The sequence below is a fragment of the Microbacterium sp. LBN7 genome (genome assembly GCF_045690345.1).
Lineage (GTDB): Bacteria > Actinomycetota > Actinomycetes > Actinomycetales > Microbacteriaceae > Microbacterium.
Map to the genome: position 1 here is coordinate 1,332,885 of NZ_CP147856.1, position 14,653 is coordinate 1,347,537.

A 14,653-nucleotide genomic window follows, 5' to 3' on the forward strand; every position below is an offset into this window, starting at 1 on the left:
GCGGGATGGCTTCCGACGTTAGCCGCGGGGCGAGGGAGCGCACGATCCCGGAGGTAACGCACGGAAACACGGGGGCCTGCGTCGCCGGAGAGAGGGGGCCGATGCCGGGATTAGAGTAGCGCCATGACCACGAGCGATTCCGCCCGACGACAGGCGGCGCTCGTCTACAACCCGATCAAGGTCGACGGCAAGCGACTCCGCGCCGCGGTGCGCGATCTGTCGAGGGAGGCCGGGTGGGAGCATCCGGCCTTCTATCCGACGACCGTCGAGGACGCCGGCCAGGCGGCGACCGCGCAGGCGTTGGCCCGCGGCGTCGACGTCGTGCTCGTGGCGGGCGGTGACGGCACCGTGCGCGCGGTCTCCGAGGCGATCGCGAACACGGGTGTGCCGCTGGCCATCCTGCCGAGCGGCACGGGCAACCTGCTGGCGCGCAACCTGGGACTCCCGCTCGGCGATCCCGCGGAGATGATCCGCGCGGCGCTCGGCGACTTCCGGCATCCGATCGACATCGGCTGGGCGCGCGTGAGCCGCGCGAACGGCGAGGAGTCGGAGCACGCCTTCGTGGTGCTGGCCGGCATCGGCCTGGATGCCGACATGATCGCGAACACGCGCTCCGACCTCAAGAAGTCCGTGGGCTGGATCGCCTACGTCGACGGTGCGGCGCGGTCGCTCCCGCGGGCCAGGCCCTTCCGGGCCGTGTACCAGATCGACGACGGACGCCTGCACTCCACGAAGGTGCACAGCATCCTCTTCGCGAACTGCGGCACGCTCCCGGCCGGGATCGCGCTGATCCCCGATGCCTCCATCACCGACGCGACGCTCGACGTCGCCGTCATCCAGCCCACGGGCGTGCTCGGCTGGCTCGGCGTCTGGCGGAAGATCTGGTGGGACAACTCCGTCCTGCGACGCTTCCGGGCCGGACGCCGCGTGCTGGAGCGTCGCGGCAGAGACGCCTCGGTGCACTACTTCCGAGGAGCGGCGGCGGAGGCCGCGGCTCCCGGTCCGACTCCTGTCGAGCTCGACGGAGACGAGTTCGGCGAGGCGGTGCGCATCACCTGCCGGGCCGACCCCGGCGCGCTGCTGCTCGCGCTGCCCGCCGGGCACCCGGTGTCGATGCTCTGAGCCCGGCGGAGCGCCGGGCACCGGTCAGCTGCTGAGCACCTTCACGGTGCCCTCGAGGCCGCCGCCGGTGAGGGTCAGCGTGAAGTCGTCGTCGTCCACGTCATCGTCGGGGAAGGCGATGATCGTCGCCCGCGGCGCCATGTCCATGGTGCACACCTGATCGGCATCCGTGACGAACGTGACCGTGCCCGCGTTGCCGGACCCCTCGACGGCCTCGACGACCGGAGCGCACGAGGAGGAGCCCCACGTGAGCAGCACCAGGCTGCCGTCGTCGAACCAGCCGGCCGACGGCTGATACTCGGTCGAGCTCCCGGGCTTGCCGGTGAAGGCGGCATCGCCGTCGAGCTCGACATCGTCGACGATGTCCCCGTAGGTGACCTGCAGGGTGATCTCGGCGGTGGGATCCACTCCCTCGGGGAGGGCTCCGATGCTCGCGCGCGGCGCGAAGTCGGCCGTGCACACCTTCTCCTTGCCGTCCGCGGCGTCGAGATCCACGAGGTTCACGGTGACCGTCTGGCCCTCTGCCGAGACCTCGTCGACCTGCGGGATGCACCCGGACGACCCCCAGGTGACCACGGCGAACATGCGTCCCTCGTCGAGGAGAACGCCCTCGATGTCGCCCGCATCGTCACCGGTCGTCGAGCTCGGTGCGGGCGAGTTCGTCGGCGTCACGGCACCGGGCGTCGCCGTGCAGCCCGCACCGAGGAGCGCGATCGCGGCGAGGGACGAGAGGACGGCTGCGAGACGCGTGCGTGTGGCCATGGTCACAGGGTACCCGCCCGATATTCCGGTTTCATCCCCCAGACCGACCGGGATCGCGGCGGATCACTGCAGAGCGGAGGTGAGGCGTGCCAGGTTGTCGAGCACAGTCGACCGGAGGGGCTGCTGCATCCACTCCTCCAGGGTCAGCTCCCGGCTCAGGGAGCGGTACTTGTCCTCGACGGCCCGCATCTCGGTGACGAACTCCTCGCCGCGCACGAGCATGGACACCTCCAGGTTCAGACCGAAGGAGCGCATGTCCATGTTGCTCGAGCCGATGACCGCGACCTCGTCATCGATCGTGAGGCTCTTGGTGTGGAGGATGTAGGGCTTGCGGTACATCCAGATGCGCACGCCCGCCTTGAGCAGCACCTCGTAGTAGCTGCGCTGGGCGTGATAGACCATCGCCTGATCGCCCTCTTCCGAGACGAAGAGCTCGACCTCGACGCCGCGGTCGACGGCTGCCGTGACGGCGAGCAGCAGCGCCTCGTCGGGGACGAAGTAGGGGCTGACGATCATGATGCGGTTCTTCGCCGCGTAGAGCAGACCGAGGAACAGACGCAGGTTGTTCTCGACCTCGAAGCCCGGTCCCGACGGCACCACCTGGCAGTCCAGGTCGCCCGATCCGATGTTCGCGTGGGAGATGTCGATCTCCTCGAGCACCTCGTCGGTCTCGCTGTACCAGTCGCTCAGGAAGATCGCGTTCACGCTGAGGACGACCGGCCCGTCGATGCGCACCATCAGGTCGACCCAGTTGAGACCCCGCTTGATGTTCTTCGGGAGGTTGTACGTCGACGCCGTGACGTTCTGCGAGCCGAGGAAGGCGACCTTGCCGTCGACGACGAGGAGCTTGCGGTGATTGCGCAGGTCGGGCCGCTGCATCCTGCCCTTCAGCGGCTGCACCGGGAGCATGAGCTGCCAGTCGGCGCCCATGGCGTTCAGCCGCTTGATGGTGGCCCGGTAGCGCGGCTTCCAGCGGTTCGCCCAGTGATCGAGGAGCACGCGGACCTCGACGCCGCGGGCTGCGATCTCCTCCATGGCCCGGAAGAAGTTGTCGGTCGAGTCGTCGGACTGGAGGATGTAGAACTCGATGTGGACGTAGTCCTGCGCCTCGCGGATCGCGTCGGCCATCGCGTCGAGCGATTCCTGATAGTCCGAGATCAGGTGCGCGCCGTTGTCGCCGGAGAGGGGGAGGGCGCCGAGCCTCTGGTTCATCTCGACGATGGGGCCGAACCACGCCGGAGCGTGCGGCCGCAGGGTTCCGAAGTGGAGGTGCTCGCTCGTCTGCGCGATGTACTCGTTGATCTGGTCCTGCTTGCGGCGGCGGGCGCGCGGGAGGCGCGGGTTCCCGATCAGCAGGAAGAGGAAGACGCCGATGAAGGGGATGAAGAACACGGCGAGGAGCCAGGCCATCGCCGCCGTGGGACGGCGATTGCGCGGGATCACGATGATCGCCGTCGTGCGGATGACGAGGTCGAGCAGCAGCAGGAACGCGGCGGTCCACCAGGCCACGGTCTCCGGCGTCATCGTCTCCCCTTGCTCCGCCGGCGTCGATCACCGAGGGCTCGCGCGGTCGCCCGCGCATTGGCTACACAGTAGCCGATGGCTCGGACGTCTCTCAGGCGCGAGGAGGGAGGCCGCGCACGGCGCGCTCCTCGGCCTCGATGCGCGCGTGCACCTTGCGCTCTGTGCGGTCGGAGCGGATGATCCCGCGGAGCACGAAGAAGAAGACGGCGCTCACTCCGATGGTCGGCAGGATCGACCATGCCGCAGCGAGCCAGAAGTTCTCCATGTGTCCATCGTACGCGAGCGACTCTTCGTCCACATTCCTCGCCTTTCGCCCGAACACTCCACAGGGGGCGCTATCGCCCCCTGACCGGTCGGGGTTCGATCACACTCCTGGAATGACCACCGTGCTTCGCGCCTCCGACTCCACCGACTTCCTCCGCGTCGTCCCCGCTCTCGCCGGGTTCACGCCTCGACAGAGCATCGTGCTCCTCCCCTTCCGCGGTACGCGCACCTACGGTGCGATGCGCCTCGACCTCCCCGATGACGGCATCTCCCTCGAGGAGTACGCCGACGCGGCGGTCGGGCTGGTGTCGCGCGTGGAGGGGACGGATGCCGTGGCCCTGGTCGTCTACACCGACGCCGAGGCGCACCCGACGCGCGACGGTCTCGTCCTCCCCTTCGCGGTCGAGGTCGACGAGCTGCTCGGCTGCGCGGAGGACGCGGGTCTCCGGGTCGTCGACGCCCTGTGCGTGACCCCGGCCGGCTGGTCGAGCTACCTCGTCGACGAGCCCGTGATCGGCCTGCTCTCCGACATCGGGGCCTCGCCCGCCCTTTCGTCGGAGGGCGACGTGTCCGGAGACCAGTTCGCCGGCGTCGACCTTCCGCCCTCCGACCTCGCCGAGAAGGAGCGGGTGGGACGGGCGCTCCTCGAGCTCACCGAGATGCTCTGCCTCGACAGGTGCGGCGCACTCACCGGGCGGGAGAACCCGATGGCGATCGCCGCCCTCGTGATGCTGGAAGACGTGCCGGCGTTCTTCGAATCGGTCCTCCGAACGCCGCAGGACCTGCCGCCTTTCGCCACGGCTGCGCTGCTGTGGAGCCTGAACCGGCCGCTGCTCCGCGACGTCGCCATCGCGCAGTGGGCGACGGACCTGGCCGGCGGCATGCGCACGCTCGCGGCACAGCTCGCCTTCGCCGGCTCCGGCACGACGGTCCCCGACGATCTGGGTCAGGTCTTCCTGGGCCGCGGCCCCGCTCCCGATCTCGACCGTCTCCGGCTCGCGCTGTCGGTGGTCCGCCGGGCCGCGGCGCAGGCGCCCCGAGCGTACCGACCGGCGCCGCTCACGGCAGCGGCGTGGTTGTCGTGGGCGCTCGGCAGGTCGACCCACGCGGGCCGGTATCTCGAGATGGTGCGCGAGATCGATCCGCAGTACGGCCTCGCGGCGCTGCTCGAGACCATGATCGGCGGTGCGCTGCTGCCGGAGTGGGCGTTCCGACGCGGCCCTGCTGCGTGACCAGCGGGACGAGCTACTTGACCAGCGGGAAGAGGATCGTCTCGCGGATGCCGAGCCCGGTGATCGCCATCAGCAGACGATCGATGCCCATTCCCATGCCACCGGACGGCGGCATGCCGTGCTCCAGTGCCCGCAGGAACTCCTCGTCGATGGGCATCGCCTCGACATCACCGCGCGCGGCGAGCTTCGACTGTTCGACGAAGCGCTCGCGCTGGATCACGGGGTCGACGAGCTCGGAGTATCCCGTCGCCAGCTCGAAGCCGCGGATGTACAGGTCCCACTTCTCCACGACGCCGTCGATCGAGCGGTGCTCGCGCACCAGGGGCGACGTGTCGACCGGGAAGTCCATCACGAAGGTCGGGCGCACGAGGTCGCCCTTCACGAAGTGCTCCCAGAGCTCCTCGACGAGCTTGCCGTGCGTGGCCTGCGGCGGCAGATCGACTCCGCTCTGCTCGGCGAAGGCGATCAGGTCGTCGACCGAGTCCTGCGGGGTGACCGTGCGACCGGATGACGCGGAGAGCGACTCGTACATCGAGATGCGGTCCCACTCGCCGCCGAGATCGTACTCGGTGCCGTCGGCCCAGGTCACGGTGGTCGAGCCGGTCACCGCGATCGCGGCCTGCTGCACCAGCTCCTGCGTGAGTGCGGCCATCTGGTTGTAGTCGCCGTAGGCCTGATAGGCCTCGAGCATCGCGAACTCCGGGCTGTGCGTCGAGTCGGCGCCCTCGTTGCGGAAGTTGCGGTTGATCTCGAAGACCCGCTCGATGCCGCCGACGACGGCGCGCTTCAGGTAGAGCTCCGGCGCGATGCGCAGGTAGAGCTCGGTGTCGAAGGCGTTCGAGCGGGTGATGAACGGGCGAGCGGATGCTCCGCCGTGCTGCACCTGCAGCATCGGCGTCTCGACCTCGAGGTAGTCGTGCCCGGTGAAGGTCGCGCGAAGGCTCGCGTTCACCGCGGCGCGGGCGCGGACCGTGGTGCGTGCCTGCTCGCGCACGATGAGGTCGAGGTAGCGGCTGCGGACCCGCCCCTCCTCGCTGAGCTCGGAGTAGGCGTTGGGCAGCGGGAGGATCGCCTTGGAGGCGATCGCCCAGTCGTCGGCCATGATCGACAGCTCGCCGCGGCGGCTGGAGATCACCTCGCCGTGCACGAAGACGTGGTCACCCAGGTCGACGTACTCCTTCCAGTCCGCGAGGGACTCCTCGCCGACGTTCGCGAGCGAGATCATCGCCTGGATGCGGGTGCCGTCGCCGGCCTGCAGCGTCGCGAAGCAGAGCTTGCCGGTGTTGCGGCTGAACACGACGCGACCGGCCACTCCGACCACGACGCCGGTCTCGGCGCCCGCCTCGAGCTCTCCGTACTCCGCGCGGAGCGCCGGGATGGTGTGCGTCACCGGGACGCCGACCGGGAAGGCGCCGCCCGCGGCATCCGCCCGCTTCTCGATCAGGCGCGCGCGCTTGGCGAGACGGACGGTCTTCTGCTCGTGGGCGTCCTCTTCGTTCGAAGGGTCGGACGAGGCCGAATCGGGCGCGGCGGACGCGTCAGTCATGTGCGGGGCTCCTTGAAGTCCTCCCCAGTTTACCGAGACGGCGTGCCGACTCCTTCGCGCAGGCTGGGTAGCCTCGAAGCATGACCGCCACCCGGATCATCCGCGCGTTCGCCGCCATCGCCCTCGCCGTCGCCGCGGTCGCCGCCCCGACGTCGGCGACCGCCGCATCCGCGCCTGCCGACGCACGATCGACGGGCGCGCCCGCGAGCACCGTGGCGGATGCGGACGTCGACGACTTCTCCTACGCCTCCTGGGACGCGCTCTACGAGGTCGGGCTCGATGAAGAGGGCCGCGCGCGGATGCACGTCGTCGAGACGCTCGTCGCCCGCTTCCCCGAGTACGACCAGAACCGCGGCATCGTCCGCGGGCTGCCCACCGCGTACGAGGGGGCCGGCATCGACACCCGTGTGCTGTCGGTCACGGACGAGAACGGCGCCGACGTGCCGTACGAGACCGAGGAGGAAGACGGTCTGCTGCTCGTCCTCACCGGGAACGACGACTTCGTGCGGGGACTGACCACCTACGTGATCGAGTACGAGATGCGCGACGTCATCCTCGCGGCCGACGCATCGACCGGCTCCTCGACCCGCCAGAGCGTGCGCGGACAGGGCGAGGGGAACCCCGCGGTGGACGAGTTCTACTGGGACCTCCTCCCCCTCGACAGCACCCAGGCGATCGAGCGGTTCCGCGCCGACATCGTCCTCGACGCGGCGATGAGCGACCGCCTCACGGGAGCCGCGAGCTGCTACACCGGATACTCGGGATCGACCGACGAGTGCGACCTGCAGGGTCCGGCGGTCGACGGCGACGTCGCCACGTTCCGCGTCGAGTCGGGGGAACGCGCGGCAGGCGACGGGGTGACGGTCGCGATCGGATTCGCGCAGGGCACGGCCGTGCAGCCGTCCGCGCGCACGCCGAACCCGGTCACCGACACGGTTCCTCTGGCCGCCGCGATCGGCGCGGGAGGACTGTCGGTCGGCGCCTGGATCGCCGTGTCCGCCTTCAAGCGCCGCCGCCGCACCGCCACCGGTGTCATCGTCGCGCAGTACGACGTTCCCGACTCGATGCCCCCGCTGCTCGCCGCCGCCCTCCTGCCGAGCGCGAAGGATGTGATCCCCGCCGAGATCGTGCATCTCGCGGTGCGGGGAATGCTGCGCATCGAGGAGGGCGGCTCGCCCGAGCATCCGAGGCTGCGCCGCATCGCCGGGACGCGCATCCCCGATCAACTCGACGTCGAGGCGCTCGACGCCCTCTTCCTGAAGGCGAACGACGGCGGCGTCGTCGACGTGCCGAGCGCCAGCGAGGCCTTCGCCATGCGCATGGTCGCTCTCCAGGAGGCGGGGAAGACCGCAGCGAAGACCCGCGGTCTCACGACCACGGCGCGCAGTCGCGGCGCGGCGATCGTGCAGTGGTGTGCGATCGCGATCGCGGCCGTCGGCATGGGACTGAGCGTGTGGGGCGTGGCCTCCGGCCGGCTCTCCGCCGTCCCCGCTCTCGTCGCGATCTCCTTCGGACTCGTGCTCGTGCTCATCGCGAGCTTCTTCTCCTTCGCGAAGCACACGGTGCTCACCCCCGAGGGCGCCAGGGAATTCGAGTACCTGAAGGGCGTCGAGGAGTTCATCCGGGTCGCCGATGCCGACCGTCTGCGCATGCTGCAGTCCTACACGGGGGCGGAGCGCCGGCAGGACGGGACCGCCGACGTCATCCACGTGTACGAGCGCCTCCTCCCCTACGCGATGCTCTTCGGGATGGAGAAGGAGTGGGGCGACGTGCTCGAGACCGCCTACTCCCGCGAGCAGCGGGGACCCGGGTGGATCGGCGACCCGACCACCCCGTACCTCGGCGTCTACCTCTCGGCCTTCACCTCGTCGTCGCATGCCGCCGCGACCTACACCTCGCCGTCGTCGGGCAGCTCGTCGAGTTCGGGCGGGTCGTTCGGCGGCGGCTTCTCCGGCGGCGGAGGCGGCGGAGGGTTCTCGGGCGGACGCTGATGCTGCCCGTCGTGTGGGTCAGATCAGCGGCGGAGGATCGGATGCCTCGCGCAGGGCGCGCTCGACCGTCGACTGCACGAGCGCCGAGAGGTAGCCGCCGGGGTTCTCGACGCCGATCTCGCGCAGCCGCGCCGTGGACTGGCCGATGATCGACCGGGAGAACTCCGTCGCGGTCTGGATGGCGTCCGCGTAGGCGGGGCGATCCTCTTCGGCGATCACGATCGGCTCGCATCCCATCTCGACGGCGAGCGCCTGCGCGATGGGCAGCACCGGGGCAGGGGCCGTGACCGCGGCGAAGCCCGCCTGCAGCTGTCGCAGGTCGATCGAGGTCCCCGTGAACGTGATCGCGGGATGCACGGCGAGCGGGATCGCGCCGCGCTCGGCAGCGGGCCGCAGCACATCGGTGCCGTGGCCGGGATCGGTGTGCAGCACGAGCTGACCGATCTGCCACCCGCCGACCTCGGCGATTCCCGCCACGAGAGAGGCGAGCTGGTCCGTCGGCACGGCGAGGATCACGAGCTCCGCCCTGCGCACGACCTCGAGGGCGTCGAGCACGGGCACCTCCGGCAGGACGGCCGACGCGCGCTCGTCATCCGATCCGCTCGTGATCCCGACGATCGCGTGGCCGGCGCCGCCGAGCGCGGCGCCGATCACCGGTCCGACGCGGCCCGCGCCGATGATGCCGACGCCGAGACGCCCGTCGCGCACCACGGCGTCACTCCCCGTTCGTGGGCGGCGCGGGCGGCGGCACGACCGGAGGTGCAGGCGGCGGCGTCACCGGAGGCGCAGGAGGCGGTGCGACCGGAGGCGCAGGTGGGGGCGTCACCGGAGGCGCGTACGCCGGCGGTGCGACCGGAGGTGCAGGCGGCGCCGCGACCGGAGGCGCAGGCGGCGGCGTCACCGGAGGCGCGTACGTCGGCGGTGCAGGTGGCGCGTACGTCGGCGGCGTCACCGGAGGCGCGTAAGAGGGCGGTGCAGGTGGCGCGATCGGAGGCGGCGTCACGCCTGGCGCGGGGAGCGCGACCGGTGGTCCCGCAGGCGCCGGGAGGTTCGCGTACGCCGGAGGAGCCGGGTTCGCCGGAGCAGCCGCCGGAGCGTGCTCGCTCCAGCGATGGCTGGTGTCTCGCGACGCGGCTTCGGCCGCGGCGCGGCTGACATCGCCGAGCAGCGCCAGCGCATCCTCGCGCTCGAGTCCGGAGAGGTACCCCGTGATCGGTCCCGGTGCCGTGTGCACCTGGGCGCCCGAGACGCGCTGCGCCCGGTCGATGGGACCCTGCGAGAGCGAGACGCCCTGCAGACGGGCGAGCGGGAAGACCGCGAGCTTGCGCCACACGAACCCACGGCGCAGCAGGAGCCCGAAGTCGGCGATCGCATACCCGTGCCGCTTCCAGGACAGCGGACGACGCCACCAGGCACGTCGCGGCATCCGCCGGAACGGATCGCCGTCGGCAGGCCCGACGATGCCCTGCTCCCAGAGGAACGGGATGCTCGCCGCCGGCACGTCCGGCAGCACGAGGCCGAGCACGCGCTCGACATCGGCGCGCTTGCCCACCGGCAGCACCACGTTGAACTGCTGCGCGTTGCCGGACTGCTGCGCCGCCGCGCTCTTGCCGCTCATCCGGTTGATCTTGATCGTCCACCAGCCGAAGGGGCGCCACAGGAGCGACTGCGACACCTCGACCGCGAAGATGCGTCCGGGCGGCAGCGTCTCGGTCACCGTGGTGAGCAGACCGTACGTGATACGCACCCCGTCGGGCGTCGGCGCGATCGAATAGCGCAGCGACTTGGAGATCTGCGCCCAGGTGATGCCGACCACGGCGATGAGCATGGGGATGCCCATGGCGAGGCCGATGCCGAGCAGCACCACGCCACCGCCGGTGTCACCGTCGGCGACCAGGCCGATGATCGTGCTGCCGAGCGCGATCGCGAAGATGATGCCGAAGAAGAACAGCCACAGCAGCCCCGAGATGAGCTGCGATCCGATCAGACGACCGGCCGGGATCTTCACGACGCTCTCCGGAGCGACATCGGCGAGGTCGACTCCGGCGATCAGGCTCGTGACGCCCTCGTTGACCGAGCCGCGCAGCTGCGCCCGCGTCGTCGCGGGGACCGCAGCGGCATCGGGGCCGGGCGCCGGGGCCTGCGGGTTGAGGGCCGCGTGACGCGCGGCCCGTGCCCCGGAGGCGAGGCGCAGGATGTCGGCGCGCACCGACTCCGCCCGAGTCGTCGCGAGGTACTCCAGGTCGACGTTGGCGTCGTTGCCCGCGCCGACCACTTCGAGCTTGGCGAGTCCGATGATCCGGGCGGGGAACGGACGCGTGAGGTTGACGCCCTGCACGCGATCGAGGGGCGCGCGCCGGTGCGAGCGGAAGATGATGCCCTTGCGCACCTCGACGTGATCACCGGTGATGCGGAACTGGTGGAAGCGCCAGAGCATCCAGAAGACGAGCACCAGCACGACCACGAGCCCCAGGACTCCGAGGAGCACCAGCAGGATCAGGTTGTTCTCGAACACCCAGTCGACCGGGTCGCGGCCGGCGTAGTCGCCGTAGTGCGCCTCCTCGGGCGTGAAGAGCGTCACCAGCCAGGTGATGATCCGGTCCCGCATGTTCGCGATCAGGATGCCGGCGACGATGATCAGCACCAGCCCGCCCTTGAACAGGGGCGTCAGCGGATGCATCCGATGCCATTCGCCGTCCGCCAGAGTCGTCGACGCGTCGCCGACCTGCGTGGGCGCCGGTGCGTGCGGGGTGGCAGGGAACTGCTGCTCGCTCACAGGCCGGTCCGGCGGGTCTCGGCCACTTCGATGAGGGTGTCGCGCAGCGCTTCGGACGCGGGCTGGGTGAGGCCGGGGATCTGCACGCCGGTGGTGGCGGCCGCGGTCACCATCTTCAGCTGGGAGATTCCGAAGGCGCGGTCGAGCGGACCCTGCGTGATGTCCACGAGCTGCATGCGCCCATAGGGCACGGCGATCATCCGCTGCCACAGGATGCCCTTGCGGAAGACGATGTCGTCGGCGCGGAGCATGTAGCCGATGGCCCTGGCCTGTCGCGGCAGGATGATGAGCGCGATCACCGTGAGGAGCAGGATCACGCCGGCGGGGATCCACACCCAGTCCTGCTCCAGGAAGATGTTGAGCACCACGGCTGCCACGACCACCACGACGATGAAGATCACGTTCTGCACGATCTGCGAGACGACATAGCGGGGCGAGATCTGGTGCCAGGTGCCGTCCAGCTCCAGCCGCGCCTCGTTCCGCGCGGTGCGCAGCCGCGTGTAGGTGCCCTGGTCGAGGGCGTCGAGGTCAGTGCCCTCCGCCGGGTTCAGGGGCGCGGTCTCTGGGTTCTGAGTCATCAGGATCCTTCGGCAGGGTGCAGAACTGTTCGGCGACGAGCGCGGCGATCACGAGGACGATCGCGCTCCCGATCAGGGCCAGCATGGCCACAGTCGACCCTACCGGCGGATCGATGGGGCGGGTGAGGAGGAACACGAGGAGACCGGCTCCGAGGCCCGCCATGATCGCGCCGAGCAGACTCGAGGCGCGGGCGAGGGTCGCCGCCCTGAGTGCCCGGAAGGGATCGATCCGGATGCCGGAGCGCACGCTGTTCCGCACCGGCCAGGCCACGCCGAGAGCAGCGGCCGCGATCAGCAGGAGAAGCACCGGCAGCAGCAGCGACGGGGTGAAGGTCGCGCGACCGCTCGCGGTGAGCAGGTGATCGACCAGGTACCCGAGCCCGACCCCGAGGAGGGCCAGAACGGCGAGGAGGCCGACGGACGTGCGCCTCATCCATCGCCCCGATCGCGCAGCTCCGCCGCGAGGTCGGCGACCCTGCCGTGCCCGATGAGCTCGGCGTCGGCATCGAGATCGAGCCACGGACCCAGCACGAAGAGGCGCTCCGCAGCGCGCGGATGCGGGAGCTGCAGGTGCGGCTCGTCCGAGACGACGTCGCCGTACGCGATGAGGTCGAGGTCCAGCGTCCTGTCCCCCCAGCGCTCGCGGCGCTCCCGGCCGTTCTCGTCTTCGATGGCGTGCAGCATCCCGAGCAGGATCTCGGGAGCGAGCCGGGTCGTGACCAGGGCGACGGCGTTGACGTAGCCGGGCGCCTCGGGGTCGGGCCCGTCCACGCGTAGCGCGACGGTCTCGAACAGCGGGGACAGGCGCACCTCCCCGACGAGCGGCAGCCGCGCGATCCGCTCCGCGGCGGCGCGGATGGTCGCGTGACGTTCGCCGAGGTTCGCGCCGAGGGCGACGACGGCCACGGTTTCCGGACGACCCGGACGGCGCTCGGGTGCGTCCATGGGCTGGGCGAGATTCCGACTCATGCGGTGATGTCCTCCAGGCCAGGGGTGGGGCGGCTGCGATGAACCGTGACGGCCACGTCGGCGAACGTGAGCGGGATCGGGGCGTGCGGCTTGTGCACGGTCACGGTGACGCCGTGCACCCGGGGGTCTTCGAGGGCGGTGACGGCGATGCGTTCGGCGAGGGTCTCGATGAGGTTCACGGGCTCCCCGGCGACCACGGCCGCGACCTTCTCGGCGAGCTCTCCGTAGTGCACGGTGTCGCTCACGTCGTCGGATGCCGCGGCCTGGTCCAGCGCCAGCCGCAGGCGGAGATCGACCGTGAACTCCTGCCCGTCCTCCCGCTCGTGGTCGTAGACGCCGTGGCGTCCGAACACGGTCAGCCCGGTGAGGGAGATCTCGTCGAGGGAGTCCATGTCCCTAGCGTACGGCGGCGGTCGAGCCGCCTCACCCCGTCCAGGCGTGGGCGATGGCGAGCGCATCGCGGGTCGCGGCGACGTCGTGCACCCGGACGGCCCACACGCCGGCGCGTGCGGCCAACGCGCTGGTCACGGCGGTGGCGAGGTCACGGCGAGCCTCCGAGATCCCGCCGGTCTCCCCCGCCTCGGACGGCAGCGTCTCGGCGAGGAACCGCTTGCGGGAGGTGCCGATGAGCACCCGGGGTCCGAGCGCCACGATCTCGTCGAGCCCGCGCAGCACGTCCCAGTTCTGGGCGCCCGCCTTGGCGAAGCCGATGCCGGGATCCACGATCAGTCGCGAGGGGGCGATACCGGCTGCCGCGGCCTCTCCGATGCGCTCCTGCAGCTCTCCGGCGACCTCCCTGGCCGCTCGGCGGTACTCGGCGTTGGCGTACATGTCGGCCGAGAATCCGCGCCAGTGCCCGACCGCGTAGTCCGCACCGGATTCGGCGACCGCCGCCCGCATGTCGGGGTCGGCGAGACCACCCGAGACGTCGTTGACGATCCGGGCGCCGGCGCGCACGGCCGCCGCGGCGGTGGCCGCGCTGAGCGTGTCGACGCTGATCGGAACGCCCGCCGCGGCGAGCTGCTCGATCACGGGGATCACGCGTTGCTGCTCGACATCCGTGCCGACGCGCTCCGCGCCGGGCCTGGTCGACTCGCCGCCGACGTCGAGCACGCTCGCGCCGTCGGCACGCAGTCGCAGGCCGTGGGCGACCGCCCTGTCGACATCGAGATAGCGCCCGCCGTCGCTGAACGAATCGGGAGTGACGTTGACGATCCCCCAGATCCCGGTCATGCGTCGGATCCTGAACCCGTCGGACGATGGGGCGCTTCGTCTCGCTGCGGTCGCTCGATGACCGGAGCGGCGCCCGAAGCGCCGATCAGCGTGATGAGCTCGGCCCGCGCCGCGGCATCCGTGTACTCGCCGCGCGCGGCGATCGTCAGCGTCGACGCCTCGGTCTGCCGACCGCCGCGCATGGTGACGCAGCCGTGGCTGGCGTCGAGCACGACGAGGACGCCGCGGGTGTCGAGGTGCTCCGCGATCGTGTCGGCGATCTGCTCGCCGAGACGCTCCTGCACCTGCGGGCGGGCGGCGAGGATCTCGACGACGCGCACGAGCGCGCCGAGTCCGACGACCTGCTCGCCCGGCAGATACGCGAGGTGCGCGTGGCCGGCGAACGGCAGGAGGTGGTGCTCGCAGACGGAGCGGAAGCGGATGTCGCGCAGGAGCACTGCCCCGGACGGGAGGGTGTCGGGCGCCGGCCCGCGGGTCACGCTGATCGTGCGCGCCAGCGGTTCCGCGGCATCCGCGCCGACGCCGTCGAAGAACTCCGAGTACAGCTCGGCCATGCGGGTCGGGGTCTGCTTCAGGCCGGGCCGGTCCGGGTCTTCGCCGATCGCCTCGAGCAGCTCTCTGGTGAGCCGTTCGACGCGCTGCCTGTCGACGGTCAC

15 protein-coding genes are annotated in these 14,653 nt (G+C 70.8%); 3 read left to right on the forward strand and 12 right to left on the reverse strand.

The window, feature by feature from the left end:
- Positions 1-123: 123 nt before the first annotated feature.
- A complete protein-coding gene (locus tag LBN7_RS06335) occupies positions 124-1,122 on the forward strand; it encodes a diacylglycerol kinase family protein (RefSeq protein WP_341946444.1) in 999 nt (332 codons plus the stop codon).
- 24 nt (positions 1,123-1,146) lie between these two features.
- On the opposite strand, the gene LBN7_RS06340 is transcribed toward LBN7_RS06335, so the two are convergent.
- The 3 genes from LBN7_RS06340 to LBN7_RS06350 all read right to left on the reverse strand — a co-directional run bounded on the left by LBN7_RS06340 (position 1,147) and on the right by LBN7_RS06350 (position 3,673).
- Positions 1,147-1,884 (reverse strand): hypothetical protein, encoded by a 738-nt coding sequence (locus LBN7_RS06340; RefSeq protein ID WP_407361284.1) that lies wholly within the window; start codon positions 1,882-1,884, stop codon positions 1,147-1,149.
- Positions 1,885-1,947: 63 nt separating this feature from the next.
- The gene (gene cls, locus LBN7_RS06345; RefSeq protein WP_341946446.1) at positions 1,948-3,408 is read right to left on the reverse strand and encodes a cardiolipin synthase; all 1,461 of its coding nucleotides are present in this window, start codon (positions 3,406-3,408) and stop codon (positions 1,948-1,950) included.
- A 91-nt stretch (positions 3,409-3,499) separates the two neighbouring features.
- Positions 3,500-3,673, reverse strand: a complete 174-nt coding sequence (locus LBN7_RS06350; RefSeq protein WP_407361285.1) for a hypothetical protein — start codon at positions 3,671-3,673, stop codon at positions 3,500-3,502.
- 112 nt (positions 3,674-3,785) lie between these two features.
- Here LBN7_RS06350 and LBN7_RS06355 point away from each other — a divergent pair, with 112 nt between their 5' ends.
- A complete protein-coding gene (locus LBN7_RS06355) occupies positions 3,786-4,904 on the forward strand; it encodes a DUF4192 family protein (protein ID WP_407361286.1) in 1,119 nt (372 codons plus the stop codon).
- Between the two features lie 13 nt (positions 4,905-4,917).
- Here the strand turns inward: LBN7_RS06355 and lysS are convergent, their stop codons facing one another.
- On the reverse strand, positions 4,918-6,450 hold the full coding sequence (gene lysS / locus LBN7_RS06360; RefSeq protein ID WP_407361287.1) for a lysine--tRNA ligase: 1,533 nt from the start codon (positions 6,448-6,450) through the stop codon (positions 4,918-4,920).
- 80 nt (positions 6,451-6,530) lie between these two features.
- On the opposite strand from lysS, the gene LBN7_RS06365 reads away from it, so the two are divergent.
- On the forward strand, positions 6,531-8,441 hold the full coding sequence (locus tag LBN7_RS06365) for a DUF2207 family protein (protein WP_407361288.1): 1,911 nt from the start codon (positions 6,531-6,533) through the stop codon (positions 8,439-8,441).
- Between the two features lie 18 nt (positions 8,442-8,459).
- Here LBN7_RS06365 and LBN7_RS06370 read toward each other — a convergent pair whose 3' ends face one another.
- Genes LBN7_RS06370 through folE form a run of 8 tightly spaced genes read right to left on the reverse strand, consistent with a single transcriptional unit; the run spans position 8,460 to position 14,653 of the window.
- Positions 8,460-9,152 carry a DUF2520 domain-containing protein gene (locus LBN7_RS06370; protein WP_407361289.1) on the reverse strand — a complete coding sequence of 231 codons (693 nt, stop codon included), beginning with the start codon at positions 9,150-9,152 and terminating at the stop codon, positions 8,460-8,462.
- 4 nt (positions 9,153-9,156) lie between these two features.
- Positions 9,157-11,217, reverse strand: a complete 2,061-nt coding sequence (locus LBN7_RS06375) for a PH domain-containing protein (protein WP_407361290.1) — start codon at positions 11,215-11,217, stop codon at positions 9,157-9,159.
- A complete protein-coding gene (locus LBN7_RS06380; RefSeq protein WP_116634202.1) occupies positions 11,214-11,795 on the reverse strand; it encodes a PH domain-containing protein in 582 nt (193 codons plus the stop codon). Before LBN7_RS06380 ends, LBN7_RS06375 begins: the two co-directional genes overlap by 4 nt.
- The gene (locus LBN7_RS06385) at positions 11,746-12,228 is read right to left on the reverse strand and encodes a DUF3180 domain-containing protein (RefSeq protein WP_116634201.1); all 483 of its coding nucleotides are present in this window, start codon (positions 12,226-12,228) and stop codon (positions 11,746-11,748) included. The genes LBN7_RS06380 and LBN7_RS06385 overlap by 50 nt, the downstream gene beginning before the upstream one ends.
- The gene (gene folK, locus LBN7_RS06390) at positions 12,225-12,764 is read right to left on the reverse strand and encodes a 2-amino-4-hydroxy-6-hydroxymethyldihydropteridine diphosphokinase (RefSeq protein WP_407361291.1); all 540 of its coding nucleotides are present in this window, start codon (positions 12,762-12,764) and stop codon (positions 12,225-12,227) included. Before folK ends, LBN7_RS06385 begins: the two co-directional genes overlap by 4 nt.
- Positions 12,761-13,156: a dihydroneopterin aldolase gene (gene folB / locus LBN7_RS06395; RefSeq protein ID WP_407361292.1), complete on the reverse strand. Its 396-nt coding sequence runs from the start codon at positions 13,154-13,156 to the stop codon at positions 12,761-12,763. Before folB ends, folK begins: the two co-directional genes overlap by 4 nt.
- A 31-nt stretch (positions 13,157-13,187) precedes the next feature.
- On the reverse strand, positions 13,188-13,997 hold the full coding sequence (folP, locus tag LBN7_RS06400) for a dihydropteroate synthase (protein ID WP_116634198.1): 810 nt from the start codon (positions 13,995-13,997) through the stop codon (positions 13,188-13,190).
- Complete coding sequence (gene folE, locus LBN7_RS06405; RefSeq protein WP_407361293.1) at positions 13,994-14,653, reverse strand: GTP cyclohydrolase I; 660 nt, start codon at positions 14,651-14,653, stop codon at positions 13,994-13,996. Before folE ends, folP begins: the two co-directional genes overlap by 4 nt.